This is a genomic window from Pseudomonas sp. WS 5021 (genome assembly GCF_012985535.1).
GTDB lineage: Bacteria > Pseudomonadota > Gammaproteobacteria > Pseudomonadales > Pseudomonadaceae > Aquipseudomonas.
This window is the reverse complement of sequence record NZ_JAAQWP010000004.1, coordinates 231,113-255,447: the sequence shown is the minus strand read 5'-3', so window position 1 is coordinate 255,447 and position 24,335 is coordinate 231,113. Positions and strand designations below refer to the sequence as shown.

Sequence of the window (24,335 nt, the reverse complement as noted above, 5' to 3'; positions counted from 1 at the left end):
CACCCAACCAGCAGCGTTTCAATTGCCGGGGTTGCGATGAGGCAACCCACGCCTGTGTGTCAGGCATCCAATAAGAACCCACGCCCATGCCTCTCAAGACCCTGTCCATCTTCGGCACTCGCCCGGAGGCCATTAAAATGGCACCGCTGGCGATCCAACTGGCAAGCGATGCCCATTTCGACTCGAGAGTGTGCGTCACCGCGCAGCACCGCGAGATGCTGGATCAAGTTCTCGAGCTGTTTGAACTGGTGCCGGACTATGACCTGAACATCATGAAAGCCGGGCAAAACCTGACAGATGTGACCACGGCCATCATCCAGGGGCTCCAGGCAGTGCTGGATGACTTCAAGCCGGATGTGATCCTGGTCCATGGCGACACCGCTACCACCTTCGCTGCCAGCCTGGCGGCCTATTACCGGCAGATCCCGATTGCCCACATCGAGGCCGGGCTGCGTACCAACGACCTGTATTCACCCTGGCCGGAGGAAGGCAATCGACGCCTGACCGGCAGCCTGGCGACGCTGCACTTTGCCCCCACGCAAACCTCCCGGCAAAACCTGCTCAAGGAAGGCGTGGCCCCGGACAGGATCCATGTCACGGGCAATACCGTGATTGATGCGCTGCTCAGCGTGGTAGAGAAGCTGATGCCGATGCGCGCCCGGCTTGATCGACAGTTTTCGTTCCTGCCCAAGGGGCAACGCATGGTGCTGGTAACCGGGCATCGCCGGGAAAACTTTGGCGAGGGTCTGGAGCGTATCTGCCAGGCCCTGGCAGACAGCGCCCGGTGCTTTCCAGAGGTGGCCTTTGTTTACCCGATGCACCTGAACCCCAATGTGCAGAAGCCGGTAAAACGCCTGTTGGCCGGGATCGACAATGTGTACCTGATCGCCCCGCAGGATTACCTGCCCTTCGTGTACCTGATGACCCGCGCCTACCTGATCCTCACCGACTCGGGCGGCATCCAGGAGGAAGCGCCCGCCCTGGGCAAGCCGGTACTGGTGATGCGCGATACCACCGAGCGCCCCGAGGCTGTCGCGGCAGGCACCGTCAGGCTGGTCGGCACCGAGGTCAGTTGCATCACCCACCACCTTAACCAGTTGCTGGAGAACGAGGCCGCCTATCGGCAAATGAGCATCGCCCATAACCCTTATGGCGACGGGAATGCTTGCGTGCGTATCCGGGCTGCGTTGCTGGACCTGCCGCAAAAAAGCGAGGCCGCTGCATGAATGTCGAGAAGATTTGCGTCATGGGCCTGGGCTACATTGGCCTGCCCACCGCGGCCATTTTTGCCTCGCGCAAAAAGCAGGTGATCGGCGTGGATATCAACCAGCGCACCGTGGACATCATCAATCGCGGAGCCGTGCATATTGTCGAGCCCGAGCTGGAGCTGCTGGTCCACGGGGTGATCACCCAAGGCTACCTACGGGCAACCACTACGGTGGAGCCTGCCGAGGCGTTCCTGATCGCCGTTCCCACGCCGTTCACGGGCAACCATGAACCTGACCTGAGCTACATCCGGGCCGCTATCGAAGCCCTGGCTCCGGTGCTGAAAAAACACGACCTGGTCGTCCTCGAATCCACCTCACCAGTGGGCACTACCGAGCGCATGGCCCAGTGGCTCGCCCGGGCACGACCCGACCTGACCTTCCCGGCGACCCACGGCCAAACCAGTGATATCCGCGTTGCCCACTGCCCGGAGCGTGTGTTGCCGGGCCATGTACTGCGCGAGCTGGTGAGCAATGACCGGATCATCGGCGGCCTGACGCCGGCGTGCTCGGCGGCCGCCACCCAGTTGTACCGGACATTCGTCAAAGGCCAATGCATCGAGACCGACGCACGCACGGCAGAGATGTGCAAGCTCACGGAAAACAGCTTTCGCGACGTCAATATCGCCTTTGCCAATGAGCTTTCAATGATCTGCGCACAGTTGAAGATCAACCCCTGGGAGCTGATTCGCCTGGCCAACCATCACCCACGGGTGAACATCCTCCAGCCAGGGCCGGGTGTGGGCGGGCACTGCATTGCCGTCGACCCGTGGTTCATCGTCAGCAAGAGCCCGGACCTGGCGCGCTTGATCCGCACGGCGCGGGAGGTCAATGAGCATAAGCCGCAGTGGGTGATCCAGCAGGTCAAGCTGGCGCTGGCATCCCTGCTGCTCAAGCGTACCGACCTGCAGGCCGGCAGCGTGCGCATTGCCTGCTATGGCCTGGCATTCAAGGCCGATATCGATGATTTGCGTGAAAGCCCGGCCTTGAGTATCGCCCGGCAACTGGGCCAGGAACTGGGGGTCAAGCTGCTGCTGGTGGAGCCCAACATCGAGGCGCTGCCCGCCGACATGGCCATGCACTCGCTGACCGACACCGTCGACGCCCTCGAGCGCGCACAGATTCATGTGTTGCTGGTCAGGCACCGCGAGTTCGTCTCGATGCCCGCCCTGCGCGATGGCCTTCTGGTGATTGATGCTGCCGGCGTGCTGGCAGCCTGAGAGGTACCGATAATGAATGCGATGGAACGCGCCGCACACAAGCAAGTGCGCCACGACCTGGAGGAGCAACGCGCTACCAGCGAACAGCTGCAGGCTGCCCTCAGCCAAGCCCGTGAGCAGATCGCCACGCTCAACGACAACCTGCACAGTGCCAATGCCAAGCGCCACCTGGCAGAACAGCGGCTGATCAAGACGCGCGCCAGCCTGACCTATCAATTGGGTTATCAATTGAAGGCCGGCACCCGCTCGCTGGGTGCATTGCTGCGCCTGCCAGCGATCTTGTTCAGGCTGTACCGCCAGGCCCGCAGGAGCCGTCCGATCACCCAGCAAGCAAGCGCTGAGCACCCACGGCAGCCGCTGCCAGCCACGGCACCGGTTACAGCGACACCCCGGCCCCGTCCGCTGGCAGAGGCCGACTACATCCACGACCACCTGTTGCCAGGCGCCCAGGACAATGCCCAGCCACTGAGAGTGGCCTGCGTGATGGACCCGTTTACCTACGATGCCTACCGCCACGAATGCCAGTTGCTGCAACTGACCCCGGCCCACTACCTGGCAGAACTTGAAGCGTTCCAACCCGAGCTTCTGTTTATCGAGTCGGCTTGGCGCGGCAAGGATGACTTGTGGCACAACAAAGTGGGGCACAACTGCGAGGAACTGCGGGGCACCTTGCAGTGGTGCAAGGAGCACGGCGTGCCCACGGTGTTCTGGAACAAGGAAGACCCCGTGCACTACGAAACCTTCCTCAACACGGCCAAGCAATTGGACTTTGTATTCACCACCGATATCGACTGCATTCAGCGCTATAAAGGCGCATTGGGTCACGAGCGTGTCTACCTGCTGCCCTTTGCCTGCCAGCCCGTGGTGCACAACCCGATTGAGCTGTATGAACGCAAGGACGGGTTCTGCTTTGCCGGTGCCTACTACGTCCGTTATCCCGAACGGACCCGTGACCTGGTCAATCTCATCAGCGAACTGCCACGCTTGCGCCCCTTGGAGATCTTTGATCGCAACTTCGGCAAACAAGACGCCAACTATCAGTTCCCCGCCGAATATCAACCCTACATCGTCGGCACGTTGAGCCCTGCACACATGGACCTGGCCTACAAAGGCTATCGCTACGGGGTCAACCTCAACTCGATCAAGCAATCCCAGTCCATGTTCGCGCGGCGCGTCTTCGAGCTGCTGGGCTCCAACACCCTGACTGTCAGCAATTTTTCCCGCGGCCTGCGCGTATTGCTGGGTGATCTGGTAATTACCACCGACAACAGTGCGCACATGCTCAACCGGCTCAAGGCGCTGGCGGATAACCCGCAACATAGCGCCAGACTGCGCCTGGCCGGCTTGCGCAAAGTGATGCAGGAACATACCTACGCCCATCGCTTGCGCTATGTCATGGCCAAAGTCAGCGGCACGCCCCAAGACGATCCCTTGCCCAAGATTTGCATCATCGCCAATGCGCTCAACAATGCCGAGCTGCTGGCACTGACCCGGCACCTGCAGCGCCAGCGCTACAGCAATATCATCATGAAGGTCGTGGTGAACACGGGCGTAACCGCAACAGACCCGCGATTACACCTGATCAGCCGCACGCAATTGAACGCCGTTACCGTGGCTGAACTGGCCAACGGCGCCGCCTGGGTTGGCGCGATGGTCGCGCAGGACTACTACGGCCCCCACTACCTGCTCGACCTGGCCCTGGCCACGCGCTACAGCCAGGCCAACGTGATCGGCAAGGCGGCGCACTACGTAGCCGATGAGCATGGCATCCACCTGCACAATGCCGGGCAGGACTACCGCTGCGCCAGCGCCATCGCCGCCCGTTGCGCGCTGATCAAGCCCTCATTGCTGGCCAGCCAAACGGTTGGCGACTGGCTCCACGCCCTGCCCTCCCTTGAGTACCGCAACCCGAAGGCCCTGGCGAGCGACGTCTTCAACTACTGCAAAAACGCGGCGGGCACCCACCCGCAGCAGGTCAGCGCCATGGTGGATGATCTTGCGGTGGATAGCGGTGTGAGCCTCGCCACCCTGCAACGGCACGCCGAAACCATTCCCCCGCTGCAAGCGAGCGCCAGTACGCCGTACATCAGTGGTGCAGCCCTGGCGAAACTGTTTGCCCCCATCGCCAGCAAGTTCCTGCAAACCAAGGTCGATGCCGATACCTGGCATATCTCCTCATCCCTGGCGGACGGTAGGCACGAGTACCATTACGCCAGGCAGGAACTGCCCGTGGCCCAACTGGCAACCGACGCGCCTCTGCAACTGTTCCTCGACGCCACCCCAGGCCTGAACATTCAGTTGGTCGTCCTGTTCCTGGATGCACAGAAACAACGCATCAGCCATCTGCTGCAAACGGCCAATCGCAACCAGAGCTGTGAGGTCCCTCCCGAAACCGCCTACGTGCGCCTGGGAATCCGTGCTTACGCAAGCGGCAGTTCCACGATTAAGGAACTGGTCCTCGGCCATCGTGATATCCAGCCATCCACACTGCTCGCCAAGGCCGGGCACCTACTGCTGACCAACCACTACCCGGCCTATGACGATCTGTACCGCAACGGCTTTTTGCACACCCGTGTGAGCGCCTATCAAGCACAAGGCTTGCCGGTGGATGTGTTTCGCCTGCGCGCAAATGAGCCGGTCAGCTATCAAGAATTTGAAAACGTCGATGTCATCACTGGCTCCCAGGCAGCCCTGGCCAACATGCTTGGGTCAAGGTGTTATCAATCGGTGCTGGTGCATTTTCTGGACCCGCAGATGTGGGAAGTCCTGCGCCTGCACGCCATCCCCACCATCGTCTGGGTGCACGGTTCCGAAATCCAGCCATGGTGGCGTCGGGCGCACAACTATGGCAGCGATGCGCAACGGCAACTGGGCAAGCTCGAAAGCGAGCGGCGCATGGGCTTCTGGCGCAAGCTGCTAAACCCCATGCCGGCCAATTTGCAGTTGGTCTTCGTATCGCATCACTTTGCCGAAGAGGTCATGGAAGACCTGGGCTTTCGCCTGCCAAAAAGCCAGTACCGGATCATTCACAACCCGATCAATACCCAGTTGTTTTCCTATCAGGAAAAACCGCCGGAACAGCGTAAGAAAATCCTCTCGATCCGCCCTTATGCATCGCGCACCTATGCCAATGACCTGAGCGTCAAGGCCATCCAGTTGCTGGCGCAAAAGCCCTGGTTCAGTGAACTGCAGTTTCGCCTGATCGGGGATGGGCCGTTATTCGAGGAGACATTGGCGCCCCTGCGCCAATACCCCAACGTACAGATTGAAAGGGGCTACTTGAAACAGTCCGAAATCGCCGAACTGCACAAACACTATGGGGTATTCCTGTGCCCCAGCCGCATGGATACCCAAGGTGTCTCTCGTGATGAAGCAATGGCCTCGGGCCTGGTACCGATCACCAATCGAGTCGGGGCAATACCGGAGTTTGTCGATGACAACAGTGGTTTTCTAGCGGCCCCGGAAAGTTTCATCGAGCTGAGCGAAGCCATTGAAACCCTGTTCCTGCACCCCTGCACTTTCCAGGAAAAATCCCTGAACGCCAGACAACGCGTGGTCATGCAAAGCGACACGCTGCAGATTTCAAAAGCTGAACTCAACCTCATACGAGACACAAATGACCATCGAGAAAGAGTCGACACTCCAGATAATCCTGCTATCGACACTCGGCTGGTGCATGTCATTGGCTCGTAAATTCATACGAGTCACTCCGACCGCAACTTTCACCGCCCATACCGCACATTTTTGCGCGCAAGGCCTATTGATCGTAACGTTCCTGTTACCGCTAAAAATCCTCATCCTGCTGGGCTCCGAGGCAATTCCCGAATATTTGCCGCAGGCATTCAAGTCGTTCAGCAAACCCTGGCTGATTATTGGCCTCAGTTTATTGACCGCTGTGTTTTATGGCCTCTATTTGCTGTCGGAAGTTATCGCGTCACGTTATTCGAGAACGGGCGCCTACCAACTAATGAACCACAACCAGAAGTCCAACAGTCTGGGTAACCAGCGATCTCTAGCAGTACTGGCGTTCTCCAGGCTCACCCGAGGCTTGTCTGCGGCCAGCTTTGTGACCATTGCCCTGAGCCTATTGCTTTACATCTACCCGGCGCTGCTGACCATTGCCCTGGCCTATATTGCGGGGGTCACAACACTGATCATCGTTTTATACAACCGTAAACACCGCATACGTTCAATTGTGCAGCGCCACCATCATGCGTTGCTCAATGCACTTTCGTCCCTGGGGTTCCTGGGGACATTTGCCTTCATGGTCATGGACTTTCTGTACATGACACCTGCCCCCATCTCTATCGCGCTCATTTCATTGATTCTGGTCCGGCAAAGCCTTGCCCGGCTCAAGTCGATGATTGAGGACGCTATCTACCTGAAAAACCATCAACAGAAAATCAATGCGCTGTTCTTCGCCTATTGATTGCCAACGTGCCGAACAGGAGTGGGTTCCCGTGACTCGTATTGCCATGCTCGTATGGAACGAATTTCGCAACGACGCCCGCGTGTTGAAACAGGCCCAGACACTTCAGTCGGCGGGCTATCAAGTCACGGTGTTTGCCCTGCATACCCCAGGTATAACCTGCCAAAAAGAAACCCTCGCGGATGGCACTCAGGTGATACGAGTCGCGCGGCGTCCGTTATGGCGGTGGCGCAGCGCCAAGGCGCAACAATCGAGGGGCGCGTCGGCGACTGGCAAGCCAATGTCAGTGCTGCGCGTACTTGCGCGGGTATGGACACATATCGGCCTGGTGACCCGTATCGCCTGGCATCGCGCAACGGTGATCCATGCCCATGACGTCAATACCCTGCCCAGCGCCTGGCTCGCCGCCCGGCTCAGCGGGGCCAAGCTGGTGTATGACGCCCACGAAATCAGCACCAGCCGCGAAGGTTACGGGCGCTATCGCCAGTGGGTGGCGCGGGTCGAGCGCACGCTGATGCCCAGGACTGACGGCAACATCACCACCACCGAGACGCGGGCGAAGTTCTTTGCCCGCGCTTACGCCATTGCCCGCCCGCTGGTGCTGCAGAATCGGCCACGGTTGAGCAGCAGCCCGCCAACACAACGGATCCGCCATGAACTGGGGCTGGTGCAGCCCTGGCCGATCATCGTCTATCAGGGCGGATTGCAGCAGGGACGCGGGCTGGAGCGCCTGCTGCGGGTAGCGGCAAGCGTACGGGATGCCTATTTCGTGTTGATTGGGGGCGGAAATCTGTGCGGGCCGCTGCTGGCATTGCGCGATGAACTGGGCCTGGCCGAGCGCGTGCATTTTATCCCCGTGGTGCCCCTGGCGGATCTGCCCAGCTACACCGCATCAGCCGATATTGGCGTGCAACCCATCGAACACACCTGCCTGAACCACTTCACCACCGACTCCAACAAGCTGTTCGAGTACGTGATCGCCGGGCTGCCGGTAATAGCCACGGACTTCCCGGAGATTCGCCGGATTGTCAAAGCCCATGACATCGGGTTGCTGGTACCGGCCGGTGACGACCTGCAATTGCGCGCGGCTCTCAGGCATTTGCTGGATGACCCTGTGCTACGCCGCAGGTATGCCGGCAACACACGAATTGCCGCCAGGTACCTGAACTGGGAACAGCAGGAGCCAGAGCTGGTAACGCTGTACTACCGGTTGACGGGCATGGGCCAGGTGCATCCATGACGATGCGTATCCTGTTGTTGAGCTACTACTACCCACCTGACCTGGCAGCATTTCGGGTCGAAGCGATGGTCGAGGCCCTGCTCGCACGCCCTGGCGGCGAGGCGCAGATCGACTTGCTCACCACTTGTCCCAACCGCTATGCCGCCTCTTACGTGGCAGGCAGCGATGGCCCACAACGACCGGGGCTTAGTATTACGCGCATAGCCCTGCCCAGGCCCCCCAACAACTTCCGCGATCAGGCAAGGGGGTTTGCGGCCTATGCCCATGGCGTACGCAAAGCGATAAAGGGCAAGGAGTACGACTTGATCCTTGCCTCCTCCTCGCGGCTGATGACCGCCGCGCTGGCGGCCTCTATTGCCCGGGCACGCAAGACCCCGCTCTATCTGGATATCCGCGATATTTTCGTCGATGTGCTACCCGAGCTTTTCCCTGGCCTGCGCGGCAACATCCTCGCCCGGCTGTTTGCCGTGGTCGAGCGACTGACGATCAACCAGGCCTCGCGGATCAACCTGGTGTCACCGGGGTTTCTCGGTTACTTCGTCGCGCGCTATCCGCACAAGAGGTTTGCCACCTTTACCAATGGCATTGACGATCTGTTTTTCCAGTCAGCGCTCCCCCAAGGCATACCCTGCGCACCTGCCGGCCGATTGAAAATCGTGTATGCCGGCAACATCGGCGCCGGCCAGGGCCTGGAGAAAATCATCCCGCAACTGGCGCAACGGTTGGCCGACCGTGCCAGCTTTTATGTGATTGGCCATGGCGGCACACTGAACAAGCTGCGCGATGAGCTGCAACGCCTGCGCATCACCAATGTCGAGCTGATTGCCCCCATGCCCCGCGCCCAGCTCATCAATCACTATCGCCAGGCCGATGTGCTGTTTTTGCACCTGAATACGTTCAAGGCATTCCTCAAAGTCATACCCTCAAAATTGTTCGAGTACGCCGCCACCGGCAAGCCGATCCTGGCGGGCCTGGATGGTTACTCAAAACACTTCGCCACCACCCATATCGCCAACACCGCAGTGTTTGCCCCCGCAGACCTGGAGTCCGCCATCGCCGCCCTGGCTCGACTCAGGCTCGAACCCACCGACCGTTCGGCATTCATTCGCGATTACGCGCGCACGACCATCCAGCAACACATGGCGATCGACATACTGAGCACCCGATAAGCGCCCGCCGATTATTGCAAAAATAAGTTAAATAAAAGCCCGCCGGGGCCGACAACCTGTCAAAGCCTTGCGGATTGATCAATCATGCGTAATAACCAACCCGTTACCCAGCGCGAACGTACCTTCCCCGCTCAACAACGGTTGATCTCCACGACCGATGCCAAAGGCGTGATCACTTACTGCAACGACGCGTTTGTCGAGATCAGTGGGTTTTCCCGGGATGAACTGATGCGCGCCCCGCACAACCTGGTACGTCACCCGGATGTGCCGGCCGCGGTGTTCGCGCATATGTGGGCGACGCTCAAACAAGGCTTGCCATGGATGGGCATCGTCAAGAACCGCTGCAAGACCGGCGATCACTACTGGGTCAACGCCTATGTGACCCCGGTGTTCGACGGCGAACAGGTGATCGGTTACGAGTCGGTACGGGTCAAGCCGACCGCCGAGCAGATCCGCCGTGCCGAAGCGCTGTACCAGCGGATCAACCAGGGCAAGTCGGCCATCCCGCGCAGTGATAAATGGCTGCCGGTGTTGCAGGACTGGCTGCCGTTTATCCTGGTCAGCCAGTTGAGCTTCCTGATCGGCATCTGGTTCAACTCCCACTGGGGTTTTGCCCTGGCCGCCGCACTGTCGGTGCCGCTGGGCCTGCTCGGCCTGAGCTGGCAGCAGCGCGGTCTCAAGCGCCTGTTGCGCCTGGCCGAACAGACCACCTCCGACCCGCTGATCGCGCAGATGTACACCGACAGCCGTGGCGCGCAAGCACGCCTGGAGATGTCGATCCTCAGCCAGGAAGCCCGCCTGAAGACCTGCCTGACCCGCTTGCAGGACACCGCCGAACACCTCAACGACCAGGCGCGTCAGTCCAACACCCTGGCCCACAACAGCTCGACCGGCCTGGAACGCCAGCGCGTGGAGACCGAGCAGGTAGCCACCGCCGTCAACCAGATGGCCGCCACCACCCAGGAAGTCGCCAGCCATGTACAACGTACGGCTGACGCCACCCAGGAGGCCAATCGCCTGACTGGGCGCGGGCGTGATATCGCGGGCGAAACCCGCGAAGCCATCCAGCGCCTGTCAGTGGTGGTTGGGGAAACCGGCGTGACCGTGACCCAACTGGCCAAGGACAGCGACGAGATCGGCGGCGTGGTGGATGTGATCAAGGGCATTGCCGACCAGACCAACCTGCTGGCCCTGAACGCCGCCATCGAAGCGGCGCGCGCCGGTGAAATGGGCCGCGGGTTTGCGGTGGTGGCCGATGAAGTGCGGCAACTGGCGCAACGTACCAGCGAATCCACCGGGCAGATCCACGCCCTGATCGCCAAGTTGCAACAGACCGCCAGCACCGCCGTGCAGACCATGGATGCCGGGCATCGCCAGGCCGAAGAAGGCGTGGCGCGAGTGATGGAAGCGGACGCGGCGCTGGTGGGGATCAGCGAGGCGGTGGCGCACATTACCGACATGACCACCCAGATCGCCGCCGCGACCGAGGAGCAAAGCTCGGTGGCCGAAGAGATCAGCCGCAATATCAGCACCATTGCGCTGTTGGCGGACCAGACTTCGGAGCAGGCGTTGAATTCGGCGCAGTTGAGTGAAGAGCTGACCCATACGGCCAATACGCAGTATTCGCTGGTGGAGCGGTTTAACCGCTAGATCGCTATCGCAGGCAAGCCAGCTCCCACATTTTGATCTGTGAATACATTCAAAATGTGGGAGCTGGCTTGCCTGCGATGAGGCCCTAACGGGTGCCGAGAAAACCAGCCACCTTCCCCGCCGCAGCTTCCAGATGCTGCTCATGGGTAAACCCCGAAGCCTTCAACGGCTTCAAATCGTGATCCCCCGCCACCAGCCACATCACCTCGATGCTCGGCGACAATACATACCCCTCCACCGCCGCCCGATTGCCCAGCGCATCGCGTTCGCCCTGCACAATCAAGGTCGGGGTCTTCAGCCCTGCCAGATGCTCGACCCGTGGCTTCTCTGGCTTACCCACCGCATAGAACGGATACCCCAGGCACACCAGTGCATCAGCCGCCAATTCATCGGCCAATAAACTGGCCATCCGCCCGCCCATGGACTTGCCGCCAATCGCCAAAGGCCCAGCGACATGACGTCGCACCTGGGCATATACCTCGCGCCAGCATTCCAGCAGTTTTGGCGCCGGGTTCGGCGGGCGTTTGCCGCCATCCACACGGCGCTGGGCCATGTAGGGAAACTCGAAGCGCAACACGTTCACGCCATGCCCGGCAAGGCGTACAGCCATGTCGTCCATAAAGCCCGAGTCCATCGGCGCGCCGGCACCGTGAGCCAGGATCAGCGTCGGTGATTGGCCCGCGTCAACGCTCGTGGCCGCATTCCATAACCACCCGTGTTCACGCACACACTGCGCCCATTGATCCCCGTCAATACTGGCCTTGTGCTCTTTGCCCATGCTTGCCTCGCTTTTTAGTCTGCCTATAACTCCAGCCCAAGTGCCGCATCTGCTTGGGTTGAACCGTGGATGGGGAACCATGAACACTACTTTAAGTACCGCCTATAACTACAAGGTGGTCCGCCAATTCGCCATTATGACGGTGGTGTGGGGCATCGTCGGCATGGGGCTCGGGGTTTTTCTCGCCGCCCAGTTGGTATGGCCCGAACTCAACTTCAATCTGCCTTGGACCAGTTTCGGTCGATTGCGCCCACTGCACACCAACGCGGTGATTTTCGCGTTTGGTGGCTGCGCGCTGTTTGCCAGCTCCTTCTACGCGGTGCAACGCACCTGCCAGACCCAGCTGTTCGCGCCGAAAGTCGCCGCGTTCTGCTTCTGGGGCTGGCAGTTGGTGATCCTGCTGGCAGCAATCAGCTTGCCACTGGGCTACACCAGTTCCAAGGAATACGCCGAGCTGGAATGGCCGATCGACATCCTGATCACCATCGTCTGGGTCGCCTACGCCATCGTGTTCTTCGGCACCGTGGCCAAGCGCAACACCAAGCACATCTATGTCGGTAACTGGTTCTTCGGTGCGTTCATCATCACCGTGGCGATCCTGCATATCGTCAACAACCTGGAAATCCCGGTCAGCCTGACCAAGTCCTACTCGCTGTACGGCGGTGCGACGGATGCCATGGTGCAGTGGTGGTATGGCCACAACGCCGTAGGTTTCTTCCTCACTGCGGGCTTTTTGGGGATGATGTACTACTTCGTGCCCAAGCAGGCCGAGCGTCCGGTTTACTCCTATCGCTTGTCCATCGTGCACTTCTGGGCACTGATCACCCTGTACATCTGGGCCGGTCCTCACCACCTGCACTACACCGCGCTGCCGGACTGGGCACAGTCCCTGGGCATGGTGATGTCACTGGTTCTGCTGGCGCCAAGCTGGGGCGGCATGATCAACGGCATGATGACCCTCTCGGGCGCCTGGCATAAGTTGCGCAGCGACCCGATCCTGCGCTTCCTCGTTGTATCGCTGGCGTTCTACGGCATGTCGACCTTCGAAGGGCCGATGATGGCCATCAAGACGGTCAACGCCCTGTCCCACTACACCGACTGGACCATCGGCCACGTACACGCCGGCGCTCTCGGTTGGGTGGCGATGATTTCCATCGGCGCGCTGTACCACATGATCCCGAAAGTCTTCGGTCGCGAGCAGATGTACAGCCTCGGCCTGATCAACGCGCACTTCTGGCTGGCTACCATCGGCACCGTGCTCTACATCGCTTCGATGTGGGTCAACGGCATTGCCCAGGGCCTGATGTGGCGTGCGGTCAACGAAGACGGCACCCTGACCTACTCCTTCGTCGAAACCCTGGTGGCCAGCCACCCAGGCTTCATCGTGCGGTTGGTGGGCGGAGCGATCTTCCTCAGCGGCATGTTCCTGATGGCTTACAACACTTGGCGCACCGTGCGTTCGGCACAACCTGCCGAAGTGGCCGCTGCGGCGCAGATGGCCTGAGGAGTCGATGATGAAACACGAAACGATTGAAAAGAACGTCGGCCTATTGATGCTGCTGATGGTGCTTGCCGTGAGTATCGGCGGCCTGACGCAGATCGTCCCGCTGTTCTTCCAGGACGTCACCAACAAGCCGGTCGAAGGCATGAAGCCCTACACCGCGCTGCAACTGGAAGGCCGTGACATCTACATCCGCGAAGGCTGCGTACAGTGTCACTCGCAGATGATCCGGCCGTTCCGCGCCGAGACCGAACGCTACGGCCACTACTCGGTCGCCGGCGAAAGCGTGTGGGATCACCCGTTCCTGTGGGGTTCCAAGCGTACCGGTCCGGACCTGGCCCGTGTTGGCGCGCGCTACTCCGACGACTGGCACCGCGCGCACTTGTACAACCCGCGCAACGTTGTACCTGAGTCGAAGATGCCGGCCTACCCTTGGCTGGTCACCGCCCAGGTCGACAGCAGCCACACCGAAACCAAGCTCAAGGTCATGCGCACCCTCGGCGTGCCGTACACCGACGCAGACATCACCGCGGCCGTGGACAGCCTCAAGGGCAAGACCGAAATGGACGCCCTGGTCTCCTACCTGCAAGTGCTCGGCACTGCAATCAAGAGCAAGAGGTGAACCATGGGTTTTGAACTGGATACCGGAATGATCCGCGGCCTCGGCACGCTGGTGGTGGCAATTGCCTTCATCGGCCTGTCGCTGTGGGTGTTCAACTCCAAGCGCAACCCGGAGTTCGCCGAGGCCTGCCTGCTGCCATTTGCCGATGAGCCTAAGCCTGACGCCATCGACACCCCATCCGACGCTCAAGAAGAGCCTGTAACAAGGAGCATTCGGCCATGACTACCTTTTGGAGTACATGGATCTGTGTACTGACCCTCGGCAGCCTGATCGGCCTGACCTGGCTGCTGTTCGGCACCCGCAAGGGCGAGACCAAGGGCAGCGTCGACCAGACCATGGGCCACGCCTTCGACGGGATTGAGGAGTACGACAACCCCCTGCCCCAGTGGTGGTTCATGTTGTTCGCCGGCACCCTGGTGTTTGCCGTCGGCTACCTGATCCTCTATCCGGGCCTGGGCAACTGGAAAGGCGTGTTGCCGGGCTATGAAGACGGCTGGACCCAGACCAAGGAATGGGACAAGGAAATGGCCAAGGCCGACGCCAAGTTCGGGCCGATCTTCGCCAAATTCGCAGCCATGCCCGTGGAAGAAGTAGCCAAGGACCCGCAAGCGTTGAAAATGGGCGGCCGCCTGTTTGCCTCCAACTGCGCGGTGTGCCACGGCTCCGATGCCAAGGGCGCCTACGGCTTCCCGAACCTGGCGGACGACAACTGGCGCTGGGGCGGTTCGGCAGACGCGATCAAGCTGACCATCATGAACGGGCGCCACGCCGCCATGCCGGCCTGGGGTGAAGTGCTAGGCGAGGACGGGGTGAAAAACGTCGCGGCCTATGTACGCCACGACCTGGCCAAGTTGCCGCTGCCGGCTGACAGCAAGGTCGACCTGGCTGCTGGCAAGCAAGCGTTCGACACCACCTGCGTGGCTTGCCACGGCCCAGAAGGCCACGGCGTTGAAGCCATGGGCGCGCCAAACCTGACGCAGCCTGCCGGTTTCATCTACGGCACCAGCCTTGCGCAGTTGCAGCAGACCATCCGTCACGGCCGCCAGGGCCAGATGCCGGCGCAGGAAGCTCTGCAAGGCAACGACAAGGTCCACCTGCTGGCGGCCTACGTCTACAGCCTGTCGCAGAAAGAGCAGAAGTAAGCTTCAAGCTACACGCTGCAAGAGAAGAGTTCTCAACTCGGCTCTTGCAGCCCTCCCTCTCCCCGCTCCAAACCTGCCCCTTGCAGCTTGCTACTAACCACTGCGCCCTGCGCCAGATTGTCACACCCTTCTAAAGCACACCTTTCCCCTCTCGCCATTCGGGTCTACGCTTGTTTCCACAGTGGGCCGGCGTTGATCGGTCGCAGCTAGACTTGCACTCGATGAGTCAGACACTCCAGCAGGGTGACAGGCGCAAAGGCTGGCAGTTACCGGCTGTCGTGCCATTGACCATTCGTCACTCCGCCAGCTTGTTTGTACATACCTCGCTACAAGTACCTGCGCCCCCTCAAAATTCCTGTCCAACCCGTCAGCTTTTCATTTTTGATTTTGTCCTTACGCCAAACATGGAAAGGGCGCAGAATCTGGTTTGTAAAGCATTGACGCAGGTCAGCGTTACGTTGCAATGGCACCTCGCTTTCTCCATACTTGCGACCGATTTTTATCCTAATAAAACACCTAAACCGTGGAACCTTAGAATGAGCACAGCAATCAGTCCGACTGCTTATAACTATAAGGTAGTCCGCCAGTTCGCCATCATGACGGTGGTCTGGGGGATCCTTGGCATGGGGCTCGGTGTCTTCATCGCCTCGCAACTGGTCTGGCCGGAGTTGAACTTCGACCTGCCATGGACGACGTTTGGACGCCTACGCCCACTGCACACCAACCTGGTGATCTTCGCCTTCGGCGGATGTGCACTGTTTGCCACTTCCTACTATGTCGTGCAGCGAACCTGCCAGACGCGACTGATTTCCGATGGTCTCGCCGCCTTCACCTTCTGGGGATGGCAAGCGGTGATTGTCGGCGCCATCATCACCCTGCCAATGGGCTTCACCACCACCAAGGAATACGCGGAATTGGAATGGCCCCTTGCCATCCTTCTGGCGATCGTCTGGGTGACCTACGGCATTGTGTTCTTTGGCACCATCGTCAAGCGCAAGACCAAGCACATCTATGTCGGCAACTGGTTCTACGGCGCATTCATCGTCGTGACGGCGATGCTGCACATCGTCAACCACGCGTCCCTGCCGGTGAGTTTCTTCAAGTCCTACTCGGCCTACGCCGGTGCGACCGATGCGATGATCCAGTGGTGGTACGGCCACAACGCCGTAGGGTTCTTCCTGACCACCGGCTTTTTGGGGATGATGTACTACTTCGTGCCGAAACAGGCCGAGCGTCCGATCTACTCCTATCGCCTGTCCATCGTGCACTTCTGGGCGCTGATCACCCTGTATATCTGGGCCGGTCCGCACCACCTGCACTACACCGCACTGCCAGATTGGGCACAGTCCCTGGGCATGGCCATGTCGATCATCCTGCTGGCTCCAAGCTGGGGCGGCATGATCAACGGCATGATGACCCTGTCGGGCGCCTGGCATAAGCTGCGCACCGACCCGATCCTGCGCTTTTTGGTGGTATCGCTGGCGTTCTACGGCATGTCGACCTTCGAAGGGCCGATGATGGCCATCAAGACGGTCAACTCGCTGTCCCACTACACCGACTGGACCATCGGCCACGTCCACGCCGGCGCCCTCGGCTGGGTAGCGATGATCTCCATCGGCGCGCTGTATCACATGATTCCCAAGCTCTATGGCCGGGCGCAGATGCACAGCACCAGCCTGATCAATACCCACTTCTGGCTGGCCACCATCGGCACCGTGCTCTACATCGCCTCGATGTGGGTCAACGGCATCACCCAGGGCCTGATGTGGCGTGCGATCAACGACGACGGTACCCTCACCTACTCCTTCGTCGAAGCGCTGCAAGCCAGCCATCCTGGTTTCATCGTCCGTGCCCTCGGTGGTGCGTTCTTTGCCAGCGGCATGCTGTTCATGGCCTACAACGTATGGCGCACCGTGCGTGCCTCCAACCCTGTAGAGGCTGAAGCCGCCACCAAGATCGCCGTCGTGGGAGCTCACTGATGAAGCATGAAGTAGTCGAGAAGAATATCGGCCTGCTGGCCTTCTTCATGGTCATCGCCGTGAGTATCGGCGGCCTGACCCAGATCGTTCCGCTGTTTTTCCAGGACGTCACCAACAAGCCGGTCGAAGGCATGAAGCCACGTACCGCCCTTGAACTGGAAGGTCGCGATGTGTACATCGCCAACGGCTGTGTCGGCTGCCACTCGCAGATGATCCGCCCGTTCCGTGCTGAAACCGAACGCTATGGCCACTACTCGGTCGCCGGCGAAAGCGTGTGGGACCACCCGTTCCTGTGGGGCTCCAAGCGTACCGGTCCGGACCTGGCCCGCGTGGGTGGTCGTTACTCCGATGACTGGCAGCGTGCGCACTTGTACAACCCGCGCAACGTGGTGCCCGAGTCGAAAATGCCGGCGTACCCGTTCCTCGTGGAAAACAAGCTCGACGGCAAAGACACGGCCAAGAAAATGGAAGTCTTGCGCACCCTCGGCGTGCCTTACACCGACGAAGACATCGCCGGTGCCCAGGCAGCCGTCAAGGGCAAGACCGAAATGGACGCGCTGGTGGCCTACCTGCAAGGCCTGGGCACCATCATCAAAAGCAAACGGTGATCTGAATGGATATCGGGATGATTCGAGGCCTGGGCACCGTTGTCGTGATGGTGGCCTTTATAGGCCTGGCGTTGTGGGTGTTCAGCCCCAAGCGCAAGTCAGAGTTTGAAGACGCGACCTTGCTGCCTTTTGCGGATGATCCCGAAGCCATCAAGCACGTCGAGCAAGCTTCTAGGAGTAACAAAGAATGACTACGTTCTGGAGTCTGTACGTCACAGTCCTCAGTCTGGGTACCATTTTTGCCCTGACCTGGCTGCTGCTGTCGACCCGCAAGGGCCAGCGCGCCGAACAAACGGACGAGACGGTTGGCCACTCGTTCGATGGCATCGAGGAATACGACAACCCACTGCCAAAGTGGTGGTTCATGTTGTTCGTCGGCACCATCGTGTTTGCCCTGGGCTACCTGGTGCTGTACCCGGGCCTGGGCAACTGGAAAGGCCTGCTGCCGGGCTATGCCTACCTCGATAACGACAAGCAAACCCCATTCGCCAACGGCCAGAGCGGCTGGACTGGCGTGCACGAGTGGGAAAAGGAAATGGCGCGCTCGGACGCCAAGTTCGGGCCGATCTTCGCCAAATTCGCGGCCATGCCTATTGAAGAAGTGGCCAAGGACCCGCAAGCCCTGAAGATGGGAGGCCGCCTGTTCGCCTCCAACTGCTCGGTCTGCCACGGTTCCGACGCCAAGGGTGCCTACGGCTTTCCCAACCTGACCGACGCCGACTGGCGCTGGGGCGGCGAGCCGGAAACCATCAAGGCCACCATCATGGGCGGCCGCCATGCAGTGATGCCGGGCTGGGCTGAAGTCATCGGCGAACAAGGCGTGGCTGACGTGGCCGGCTTCGTGCTGACCAACCTCGATGGCCGCAAGCTGCCGGAAGGCGCCAAGGCCGACGTGGCCAACGGCGAGAAACTCTTCGCCGCCAACTGCGTGGCCTGCCACGGCCCGGCCGGCAAGGGTACGCCAGCAATGGGCGCACCCGACCTGACCCACCCGGGCGCGTTCATCTACGGCTCCAGCTTCGCCCAACTGCAGCAGACCATCCGTTACGGCCGCCAGGGCCAGATGCCTGCGCAAGAGCAACTGCAAGGTAACGACAAGGTGCACTTGCTGGCAGCGTATGTTTACAGCCTGTCGCACAAAGAGCAGCAAGAGCAGAAGTAAGCTGCAAGCCCCAATAAAAAGCCCCGTACAGCGCATGCTGGCGGGGCTTTTTTGGTTCTGGTGAAGCCTATCGACCGTTTGTAGCTTCAAGCTTGTGGCTTGCAACTGCGTAGTAGTAACGTAACTACATTCACCCATCCCGATGGGAGGCGCCCCATGACTATCACGACAATCTCCAGCCGCGAATTCAACCAGGACACAAGCGGTGCCAAAAAAGCCGCGCGCCAAGGACCGGTTTTTATTACCGATCGAGGCAAGCCTGCCCATGTACTGCTAAGTATTGAGGACTACCAAAAATTGACAGGTATCAACGCCGATATCGTTGACCTGTTGGTGATGCCCGAAGCGGCGGATATCGAGTTTGAAACCGAGCGTGCCGTGATTACACACCGACCCGTGGACCTCTCCTGATGTATCTGCTCGATACCAACGTCATTTCCGAGTTACGCAAACCCCAAGCCGACAAAAATGTGGTGGCCTGGGCCAGAACCATCGCCGCACCGCGCATGTATATTTCGGCGATTACCTTGAAGGAACTGGAGACGGGGGTGCTGCGAATGGAGCGCCGTGACCCCGCGCAGGGCAAGGTCTTGCGCACCTGGCTCAAACGCCACGTCATGCCGGCCTTCGATGCCAGAATCCTGCCAATTGACGCTGCCGTGGCATTGCGCTGCGCCAGCTTGCATGTGCCCGATTGTGCCAACGAAAGTGATGCGCTTATCGCCGCAACCGCTCTGGTTCACGGCCTGACCGTGGTCACCCGCAATGTCACCGACTTCCAAAGCAGCGGTGTGACACTGATCAACCCATGGGACGAATGACCTTCGAGCCCTGAAAAACCGTCCATACTCATCCTGTCAATTGATTCAAGTCACGTACACCATCAATTGATTTCCCCCAACGCGACCAAAGGTCGCACCCGTTCATCGGTACTACAGGCGTATCATTACGCCACTGCAAGACCCCTATTTTGACCCCGGCTGGCACGTACTGGCCGAGGCAAATCTCCACTGCCGTGGGATGCAATGATGAGCAACCAGATTCCGGTACATGACGTTACCCCGCCTGCCAAAAAAACCAGCGACACCGTCGATCTCTACGCCTCGCGGGAGAAAATCTACACCCGTGCCTTCACCGGGATGTTCCGCAATCTGCGGATGCTCGGCGGTGCCGGGTTGTTCCTGCTGTACTTCGGTACGGTGTGGCTGAACTGGGGCGGGCACCAGGCCGTCTGGTGGAACCTGCCAGAGCGTAAATTCTTCATTTTCGGTGCGACATTCTGGCCCCAGGACTTCATCCTGCTGTCGGGCATCCTGATCATCTCGGCCTTTGGCCTGTTCTTTATCACCGTGTACGCCGGGCGGATCTGGTGCGGCTACACCTGCCCGCAAAGCGTGTGGACCTGGATCTACATGTGGTGCGAAAAGGTCACCGAAGGCGACCGCAACCAGCGGATCAAGCTGGACAAGGCGCCGATGAGCGCCAACAAGTTCCTGCGTAAACTCAGCAAGCACAGCCTGTGGCTGATCATCGGTTTTGTTACCGGCATGACCTTTGTCGGCTACTTCTCGCCGATCCGCGAACTGGTCTTCGACTTCTTCACAGGCCAAGCCGATGGCTGGTCGTACTTCTGGGTCGGCTTCTTCACCCTCGCCACCTACGGCAACGCCGGCTGGCTGCGTGAACAAGTGTGCATCTACATGTGTCCGTATGCGCGCTTCCAGAGCGTGATGTTCGACAAGGACACCCTGATCGTCTCCTATGACCCGCGTCGTGGCGAAGTGCGTGGCCCACGCAAGAAAGGCATCGACTACAAGGCCCAGGGCCTGGGGGATTGCATCGACTGCACCATGTGCGTGCAGGTCTGCCCCACCGGGATCGACATCCGTGACGGCCTGCAGATCGAGTGCATTGGCTGCGCCGCCTGCATCGACGCCTGCGACACCATCATGGACAAGATGGACTACCCTCGCGGGTTGATCAGCTACACCACCGAACATAACCTGTCGGGGCAAAAGACCCACAAGTTGCGCCCGCGCCTGATCGGCTATGCGCTGGTGCTGCTGGCGATGATCAGCCTGCTGGCCACGGCGTTTTTCATGCGCTCGCTGGTGGGTTTCGACGTCAGCAAGGACCGCGTGCTCTACCGCGAAAACGCCGAAGGGCGGATCGAGAACGTCTACAGCCTGAAAATCATGAACAAGGACCAGCACGACCACACCTACGTGCTGGACGCCAGCGGCCTGCCGGACCTCAAGCTGCAAGGCAAGCGCGAGATCAAGGTCGCCGCCGGGGAAATCTTCACTATGCCGGTGGAGCTGTCGAGCGCGCCGGAACAATTGCCATCGAGCACCAACGAGGTGAAATTCATCCTCAAGGATGCTGACGATGACAGCGTCCACGTTGAAGCCAAGAGCCGGTTCATCGGCCCACAAATTCGTTAAAAGAGAGCAGAACAATGCCCGTAGCAACTGCCGCAAGCCCCTGGTACAAGCACCTCTGGCCCTGGATCATCATTGCCATCCTGGCCTGCTCGGTGACGCTGACCTTGTCCATGGTGACCATCGCGGTGAACAACCCGGACAACCTGGTCAACGACAACTACTACGAGGCCGGCAAAGGCATCAACCGCTCCCTGGACCGCGAACTGCTGGCCCAGACCCTGCAAATGCGCGCCACCCTGCACCTGGATGAACTGACCGGTGAAGTGGAACTGTTCCTCACCGGCAACAGCGGGCCGACCACTCTGGAGCTGAACCTGATTTCGCCGACCCAGCCGGAGAAAGACCGCAAGGTCGTGCTCACCCGCAGCCAGAGCGAGCCGGGGCGGTACATCGGCCAGGTGACCGACAAGGTCGAGGGGCGGCGCTTCGTCGAACTGCTGGGGGTCGAAGGCGACAGAACCTGGCGCATGTTTGAAGAGGAAGAAGTCAGCCATGGCACCGACTTGAAGTTAGGTGACGAGCCGTTGCAGGGTGCTGAAGACCTGAAGAACTGACAGCCGCGCTTCGCGCATCGCCGGCAAGCCGGCTCCTACAGGGAGTGTGCGATAACCTTGTAGGAGCGGGCTTGCCCGCGATGAGGCCCTCCCCGCCCACACAGATCCAAAACCATGACCACCCCAACCCCCTGCTACCACTGCGCCCTCCCCGTCCCGCCCGGCAGCCGCTTCACTGCGGTGATCCTTGGCGAGTCCCGCGAGCTCTGCTGCCCGGGTTGCCAGGCGGTGGCCGAGGCGATTGTCGCAGGCGGGCTGGAAAGCTATTACCAACACCGCAGCGAGGCCTCGGCCAACCCCGAAGCGCTGCCCGTGCAGTTGGTCGACGAACTGGCGCTGTACGACCGCGCCGATGTGCAAAAACCCTTCGTGCGCCACGACGGCGACCTGGCCGAAGCCACCCTGTTGATGGAAGGCATCAGTTGCGCCGCCTGCGGCTGGCTGATCGAAAAACACCTGCGCAGCCTGCCCGCCGTGGCCGAGGCGCGACTGAACCTGTCCAACCATCGCCTGCATGTGCGCTGGGCCGATGGGCAGTTGCCGTTGAGCCAGGTGCTCAGCGAGCTGCGCCAGATCGGCTACGCCGCCCACCCCTATCAAGCCGACCGCGCCGCCGAACAACTGGCCAGCGAAAACCGCCTGGCCCTGCGCCAACTCGGCGTCGCCGGCCTGCTGTGGTTCCAGGCGATGATGGCAACCATGGCCACCTGGCCGGAATTCAATATCGACCTGAGCCCCGAGCTGCACGTGATCCTGCGCTGGGTCGCGCTGTTTTTGACCACCCCCATCGTGTTCTACAGCTGCGCGCCGTTTTTCAAGGGCGCCATGCGCGACCTGCGCACTCGCCACCTGACCATGGATGTCTCGGTGTCACTGGCCATCGGCGGCGCTTACCTCGCGGGGATCTGGACCGCGATAACGGGGGTGGGCGAGCTGTATTTCGATGCCGTGGGCATGTTCGCCCTGTTCCTGCTGGCCGGCCGCTACCTGGAGCGCCGTGCCCGCGAGCGCACGGCCGCCGCCACCGCGCAGTTGGTCAACCTGCTGCCGGCCTCGTGCCTGCGCCTCAAAGGCGATGGCCAGAGCGAACGCATCCTGCTCACCGAACTGGCCCTGGGCGACCGGGTGCTGGTGCATCCGGGCGCGATCCTGCCGGCCGACGGGGTGATCCTGAAGGGCCAATCGAGCATCGACGAGTCCCTGCTCACCGGCGAATACCTGCCACAACCGCGACAGGCCGGCGATAGCGTCACCGCTGGCACCCTCAACGTCGAAGGCGCGTTGACCGTGCAAGTGCGCGCCCTGGGCCACGACACCCGCTTGTCGGCCATCGTGCGCCTGCTGGAGCGGGCCCAGGCCGAAAAACCGCGCCTGGCAGAAATCGCCGACCGCGCCGCGCAATGGTTCCTGCTCTGCTCACTGATCGCCGCCGCTGTGATCGGCCTGCTGTGGTGGGAGCTGGATTCATCGCGAGCATTCTGGATTGTCCTGGCGATGCTGGTGGCGACTTGCCCGTGCGCCCTGTCCCTGGCAACCCCCACGGCCTTGACCGCCGCCACCGGCACCCTGCACAAACTCGGCCTGCTGCTGACCCGTGGCCATGTGCTGGAAGGCTTGAACCAGATCGACACAGTGATTTTCGACAAGACCGGCACCCTCACCGAAGGTCGCCTGGCCCTGCGCGCCATCCGGCCGCTGGGCAGCATGAGCAGCGACCTCGCCCTGGCCCTGGCCGCCGCCCTCGAAAACCGCTCCGAACACCCGATTGCCCGGGCCTTTGGCCGCGCGCCGCTGGCAGCTGATGAGGTGCTCAGCACCCCTGGCCTGGGGCTCGAAGGGCGGGTCGGCGAACGCCTGCTGCGCATTGGCCAACCCGCTTTCGTCTGTGAGTTAAGCGGCTGTGGGATTCCCGATTCGCCGCAAGATGCCGGCCAATGGCTGCTGCTGGGCGATACCGGCGGGGCCCTGGCCTGGTTTGTCCTGGATGATCGCCTGCGCAGCGATGCTCCTGCGCTGTTGGCCGCGTGCAAGGCGCGGGGCTGGCGTACCTTGTTGCTGTCGGGTGACAGCTCGCCGATGGTCGCCAGCGTCGCCGCCGAACTGGGGATTGATGAAGCCCGTGGCGGCCTGCGCCCGGATGACAAGCTGCAGGTGCTGCAACAACTGCACAAGGAAGGCCGCAAGGTGCTGATGCTCGGGGACGGCGTGAATGACGTGCCGGTGTTGGCCGCCGCCGATATCAGCGTGGCCATGGGCTCGGCCACTGACCTGGCGAAAACCAGCGCCGATGCGGTGCTGTTGTCCAACCGCCTGGACGCCCTGGTGCAAGCCTTCAGCCTGGCCCGGCGCACGCGCCGGGTAATCATTGAAAACCTGCTGTGGGCCGGGCTGTACAATGGCCTGATGTTGCCGTTCGCCGCCCTCGGTTGGATCACGCCGATCTGGGCTGCGATCGGCATGTCCCTCAGTTCGTTGACCGTGGTGATCAACGCCCTGCGCCTGACACGCCTGCCGCGCGCCAGTGCCGCGAGCACCACCCCACAGCCTCGCCCGCTGCCGGCTTGAGCCGCGC

General features: G+C 60.8%; 21 protein-coding genes. 20 read left to right on the top strand and 1 reads right to left on the bottom strand.

Features of this window, described 5'->3' with window-relative positions; translation table 11 throughout:
• Positions 1–86 precede the first annotated feature (86 nt).
• The 7 genes from wecB (at position 87) to HBO19_RS14615 (ending at position 10,973) form a co-directional block, all read left to right on the top strand.
• The gene (gene wecB / locus HBO19_RS14645) at positions 87–1,226 is read left to right on the top strand and encodes a UDP-N-acetylglucosamine 2-epimerase (non-hydrolyzing) (protein WP_169954196.1); all 1,140 of its coding nucleotides are present in this window, start codon (positions 87–89) and stop codon (positions 1,224–1,226) included.
• On the top strand, positions 1,223–2,485 hold the full coding sequence (wecC, locus tag HBO19_RS14640; RefSeq protein WP_170043333.1) for a UDP-N-acetyl-D-mannosamine dehydrogenase: 1,263 nt from the start codon (positions 1,223–1,225) through the stop codon (positions 2,483–2,485). The genes wecB and wecC overlap by 4 nt, the downstream gene beginning before the upstream one ends.
• Positions 2,486–2,497: 12 nt before the next feature.
• On the top strand, positions 2,498–6,178 hold the full coding sequence (locus HBO19_RS14635) for a glycosyltransferase (RefSeq protein ID WP_170057747.1): 3,681 nt from the start codon (positions 2,498–2,500) through the stop codon (positions 6,176–6,178).
• The gene (locus HBO19_RS14630; RefSeq protein WP_170057746.1) at positions 6,102–6,914 is read left to right on the top strand and encodes a hypothetical protein; all 813 of its coding nucleotides are present in this window, start codon (positions 6,102–6,104) and stop codon (positions 6,912–6,914) included. The genes HBO19_RS14635 and HBO19_RS14630 overlap by 77 nt, the downstream gene beginning before the upstream one ends.
• Positions 6,915–6,945: 31 nt before the next feature.
• The gene (locus tag HBO19_RS14625; protein ID WP_346266494.1) at positions 6,946–8,154 is read left to right on the top strand and encodes a glycosyltransferase family 4 protein; all 1,209 of its coding nucleotides are present in this window, start codon (positions 6,946–6,948) and stop codon (positions 8,152–8,154) included.
• Positions 8,151–9,323, top strand: a complete 1,173-nt coding sequence (locus HBO19_RS14620) for a glycosyltransferase family 4 protein (RefSeq protein ID WP_170057745.1) — start codon at positions 8,151–8,153, stop codon at positions 9,321–9,323. Before HBO19_RS14625 ends, HBO19_RS14620 begins: the two co-directional genes overlap by 4 nt.
• A gap of 84 nt (positions 9,324–9,407) precedes the next feature.
• Entirely contained in the window at positions 9,408–10,973 is a 1,566-nt protein-coding gene (locus tag HBO19_RS14615) for a PAS domain-containing methyl-accepting chemotaxis protein (protein WP_038442232.1), read from the top strand.
• Between the two features lie 85 nt (positions 10,974–11,058).
• On the opposite strand, the gene HBO19_RS14610 is transcribed toward HBO19_RS14615, so the two are convergent.
• Positions 11,059–11,751, bottom strand: a complete 693-nt coding sequence (locus tag HBO19_RS14610; protein ID WP_262380930.1) for an alpha/beta family hydrolase — start codon at positions 11,749–11,751, stop codon at positions 11,059–11,061.
• 79 nt (positions 11,752–11,830) lie between these two features.
• Between HBO19_RS14610 and ccoN (HBO19_RS14605) the strand changes: the two genes are divergently transcribed.
• From ccoN (HBO19_RS14605) to HBO19_RS14545, 13 genes are all read left to right on the top strand, one after another.
• Positions 11,831–13,255, top strand: coding sequence for a cytochrome-c oxidase, cbb3-type subunit I (ccoN, locus tag HBO19_RS14605; protein WP_029300057.1), 1,425 nt, complete (start codon positions 11,831–11,833; stop codon positions 13,253–13,255).
• 10 nt (positions 13,256–13,265) lie between these two features.
• Positions 13,266–13,874: a cytochrome-c oxidase, cbb3-type subunit II gene (ccoO, locus tag HBO19_RS14600; protein ID WP_029300055.1), complete on the top strand. Its 609-nt coding sequence runs from the start codon at positions 13,266–13,268 to the stop codon at positions 13,872–13,874.
• Between the two features lie 3 nt (positions 13,875–13,877).
• Positions 13,878–14,096 (top strand): cbb3-type cytochrome c oxidase subunit 3, encoded by a 219-nt coding sequence (locus HBO19_RS14595; protein ID WP_169954202.1) that lies wholly within the window; start codon positions 13,878–13,880, stop codon positions 14,094–14,096.
• Positions 14,093–15,016 (top strand): cytochrome-c oxidase, cbb3-type subunit III, encoded by a 924-nt coding sequence (ccoP, locus tag HBO19_RS14590; RefSeq protein WP_169954203.1) that lies wholly within the window; start codon positions 14,093–14,095, stop codon positions 15,014–15,016. Before HBO19_RS14595 ends, ccoP (HBO19_RS14590) begins: the two co-directional genes overlap by 4 nt.
• A 536-nt stretch (positions 15,017–15,552) precedes the next feature.
• A complete protein-coding gene (gene ccoN, locus HBO19_RS14585; protein ID WP_057439486.1) occupies positions 15,553–16,995 on the top strand; it encodes a cytochrome-c oxidase, cbb3-type subunit I in 1,443 nt (480 codons plus the stop codon).
• Positions 16,995–17,603: a cytochrome-c oxidase, cbb3-type subunit II gene (gene ccoO / locus HBO19_RS14580; protein WP_029300047.1), complete on the top strand. Its 609-nt coding sequence runs from the start codon at positions 16,995–16,997 to the stop codon at positions 17,601–17,603. Before ccoN (HBO19_RS14585) ends, ccoO (HBO19_RS14580) begins: the two co-directional genes overlap by 1 nt.
• 5 nt (positions 17,604–17,608) lie before the next feature.
• Positions 17,609–17,794: a CcoQ/FixQ family Cbb3-type cytochrome c oxidase assembly chaperone gene (locus tag HBO19_RS14575; protein ID WP_003175465.1), complete on the top strand. Its 186-nt coding sequence runs from the start codon at positions 17,609–17,611 to the stop codon at positions 17,792–17,794.
• The gene (gene ccoP, locus HBO19_RS14570) at positions 17,791–18,765 is read left to right on the top strand and encodes a cytochrome-c oxidase, cbb3-type subunit III (RefSeq protein ID WP_169954204.1); all 975 of its coding nucleotides are present in this window, start codon (positions 17,791–17,793) and stop codon (positions 18,763–18,765) included. The genes HBO19_RS14575 and ccoP (HBO19_RS14570) overlap by 4 nt, the downstream gene beginning before the upstream one ends.
• A gap of 156 nt (positions 18,766–18,921) precedes the next feature.
• Positions 18,922–19,176 (top strand): type II toxin-antitoxin system Phd/YefM family antitoxin, encoded by a 255-nt coding sequence (locus HBO19_RS14565; RefSeq protein ID WP_169954205.1) that lies wholly within the window; start codon positions 18,922–18,924, stop codon positions 19,174–19,176.
• Positions 19,176–19,586, top strand: coding sequence for a type II toxin-antitoxin system VapC family toxin (locus tag HBO19_RS14560; RefSeq protein WP_170057744.1), 411 nt, complete (start codon positions 19,176–19,178; stop codon positions 19,584–19,586). The genes HBO19_RS14565 and HBO19_RS14560 overlap by 1 nt, the downstream gene beginning before the upstream one ends.
• Positions 19,587–19,793: 207 nt before the next feature.
• Positions 19,794–21,209 (top strand): cytochrome c oxidase accessory protein CcoG, encoded by a 1,416-nt coding sequence (gene ccoG, locus HBO19_RS14555; protein ID WP_169954207.1) that lies wholly within the window; start codon positions 19,794–19,796, stop codon positions 21,207–21,209.
• Between the two features lie 14 nt (positions 21,210–21,223).
• A complete protein-coding gene (locus tag HBO19_RS14550; RefSeq protein ID WP_057960318.1) occupies positions 21,224–21,763 on the top strand; it encodes a FixH family protein in 540 nt (179 codons plus the stop codon).
• Positions 21,764–21,877: 114 nt separating this feature from the next.
• A complete protein-coding gene (locus HBO19_RS14545) occupies positions 21,878–24,328 on the top strand; it encodes a heavy metal translocating P-type ATPase (protein WP_170057743.1) in 2,451 nt (816 codons plus the stop codon).
• Positions 24,329–24,335 lie beyond the last annotated feature (7 nt).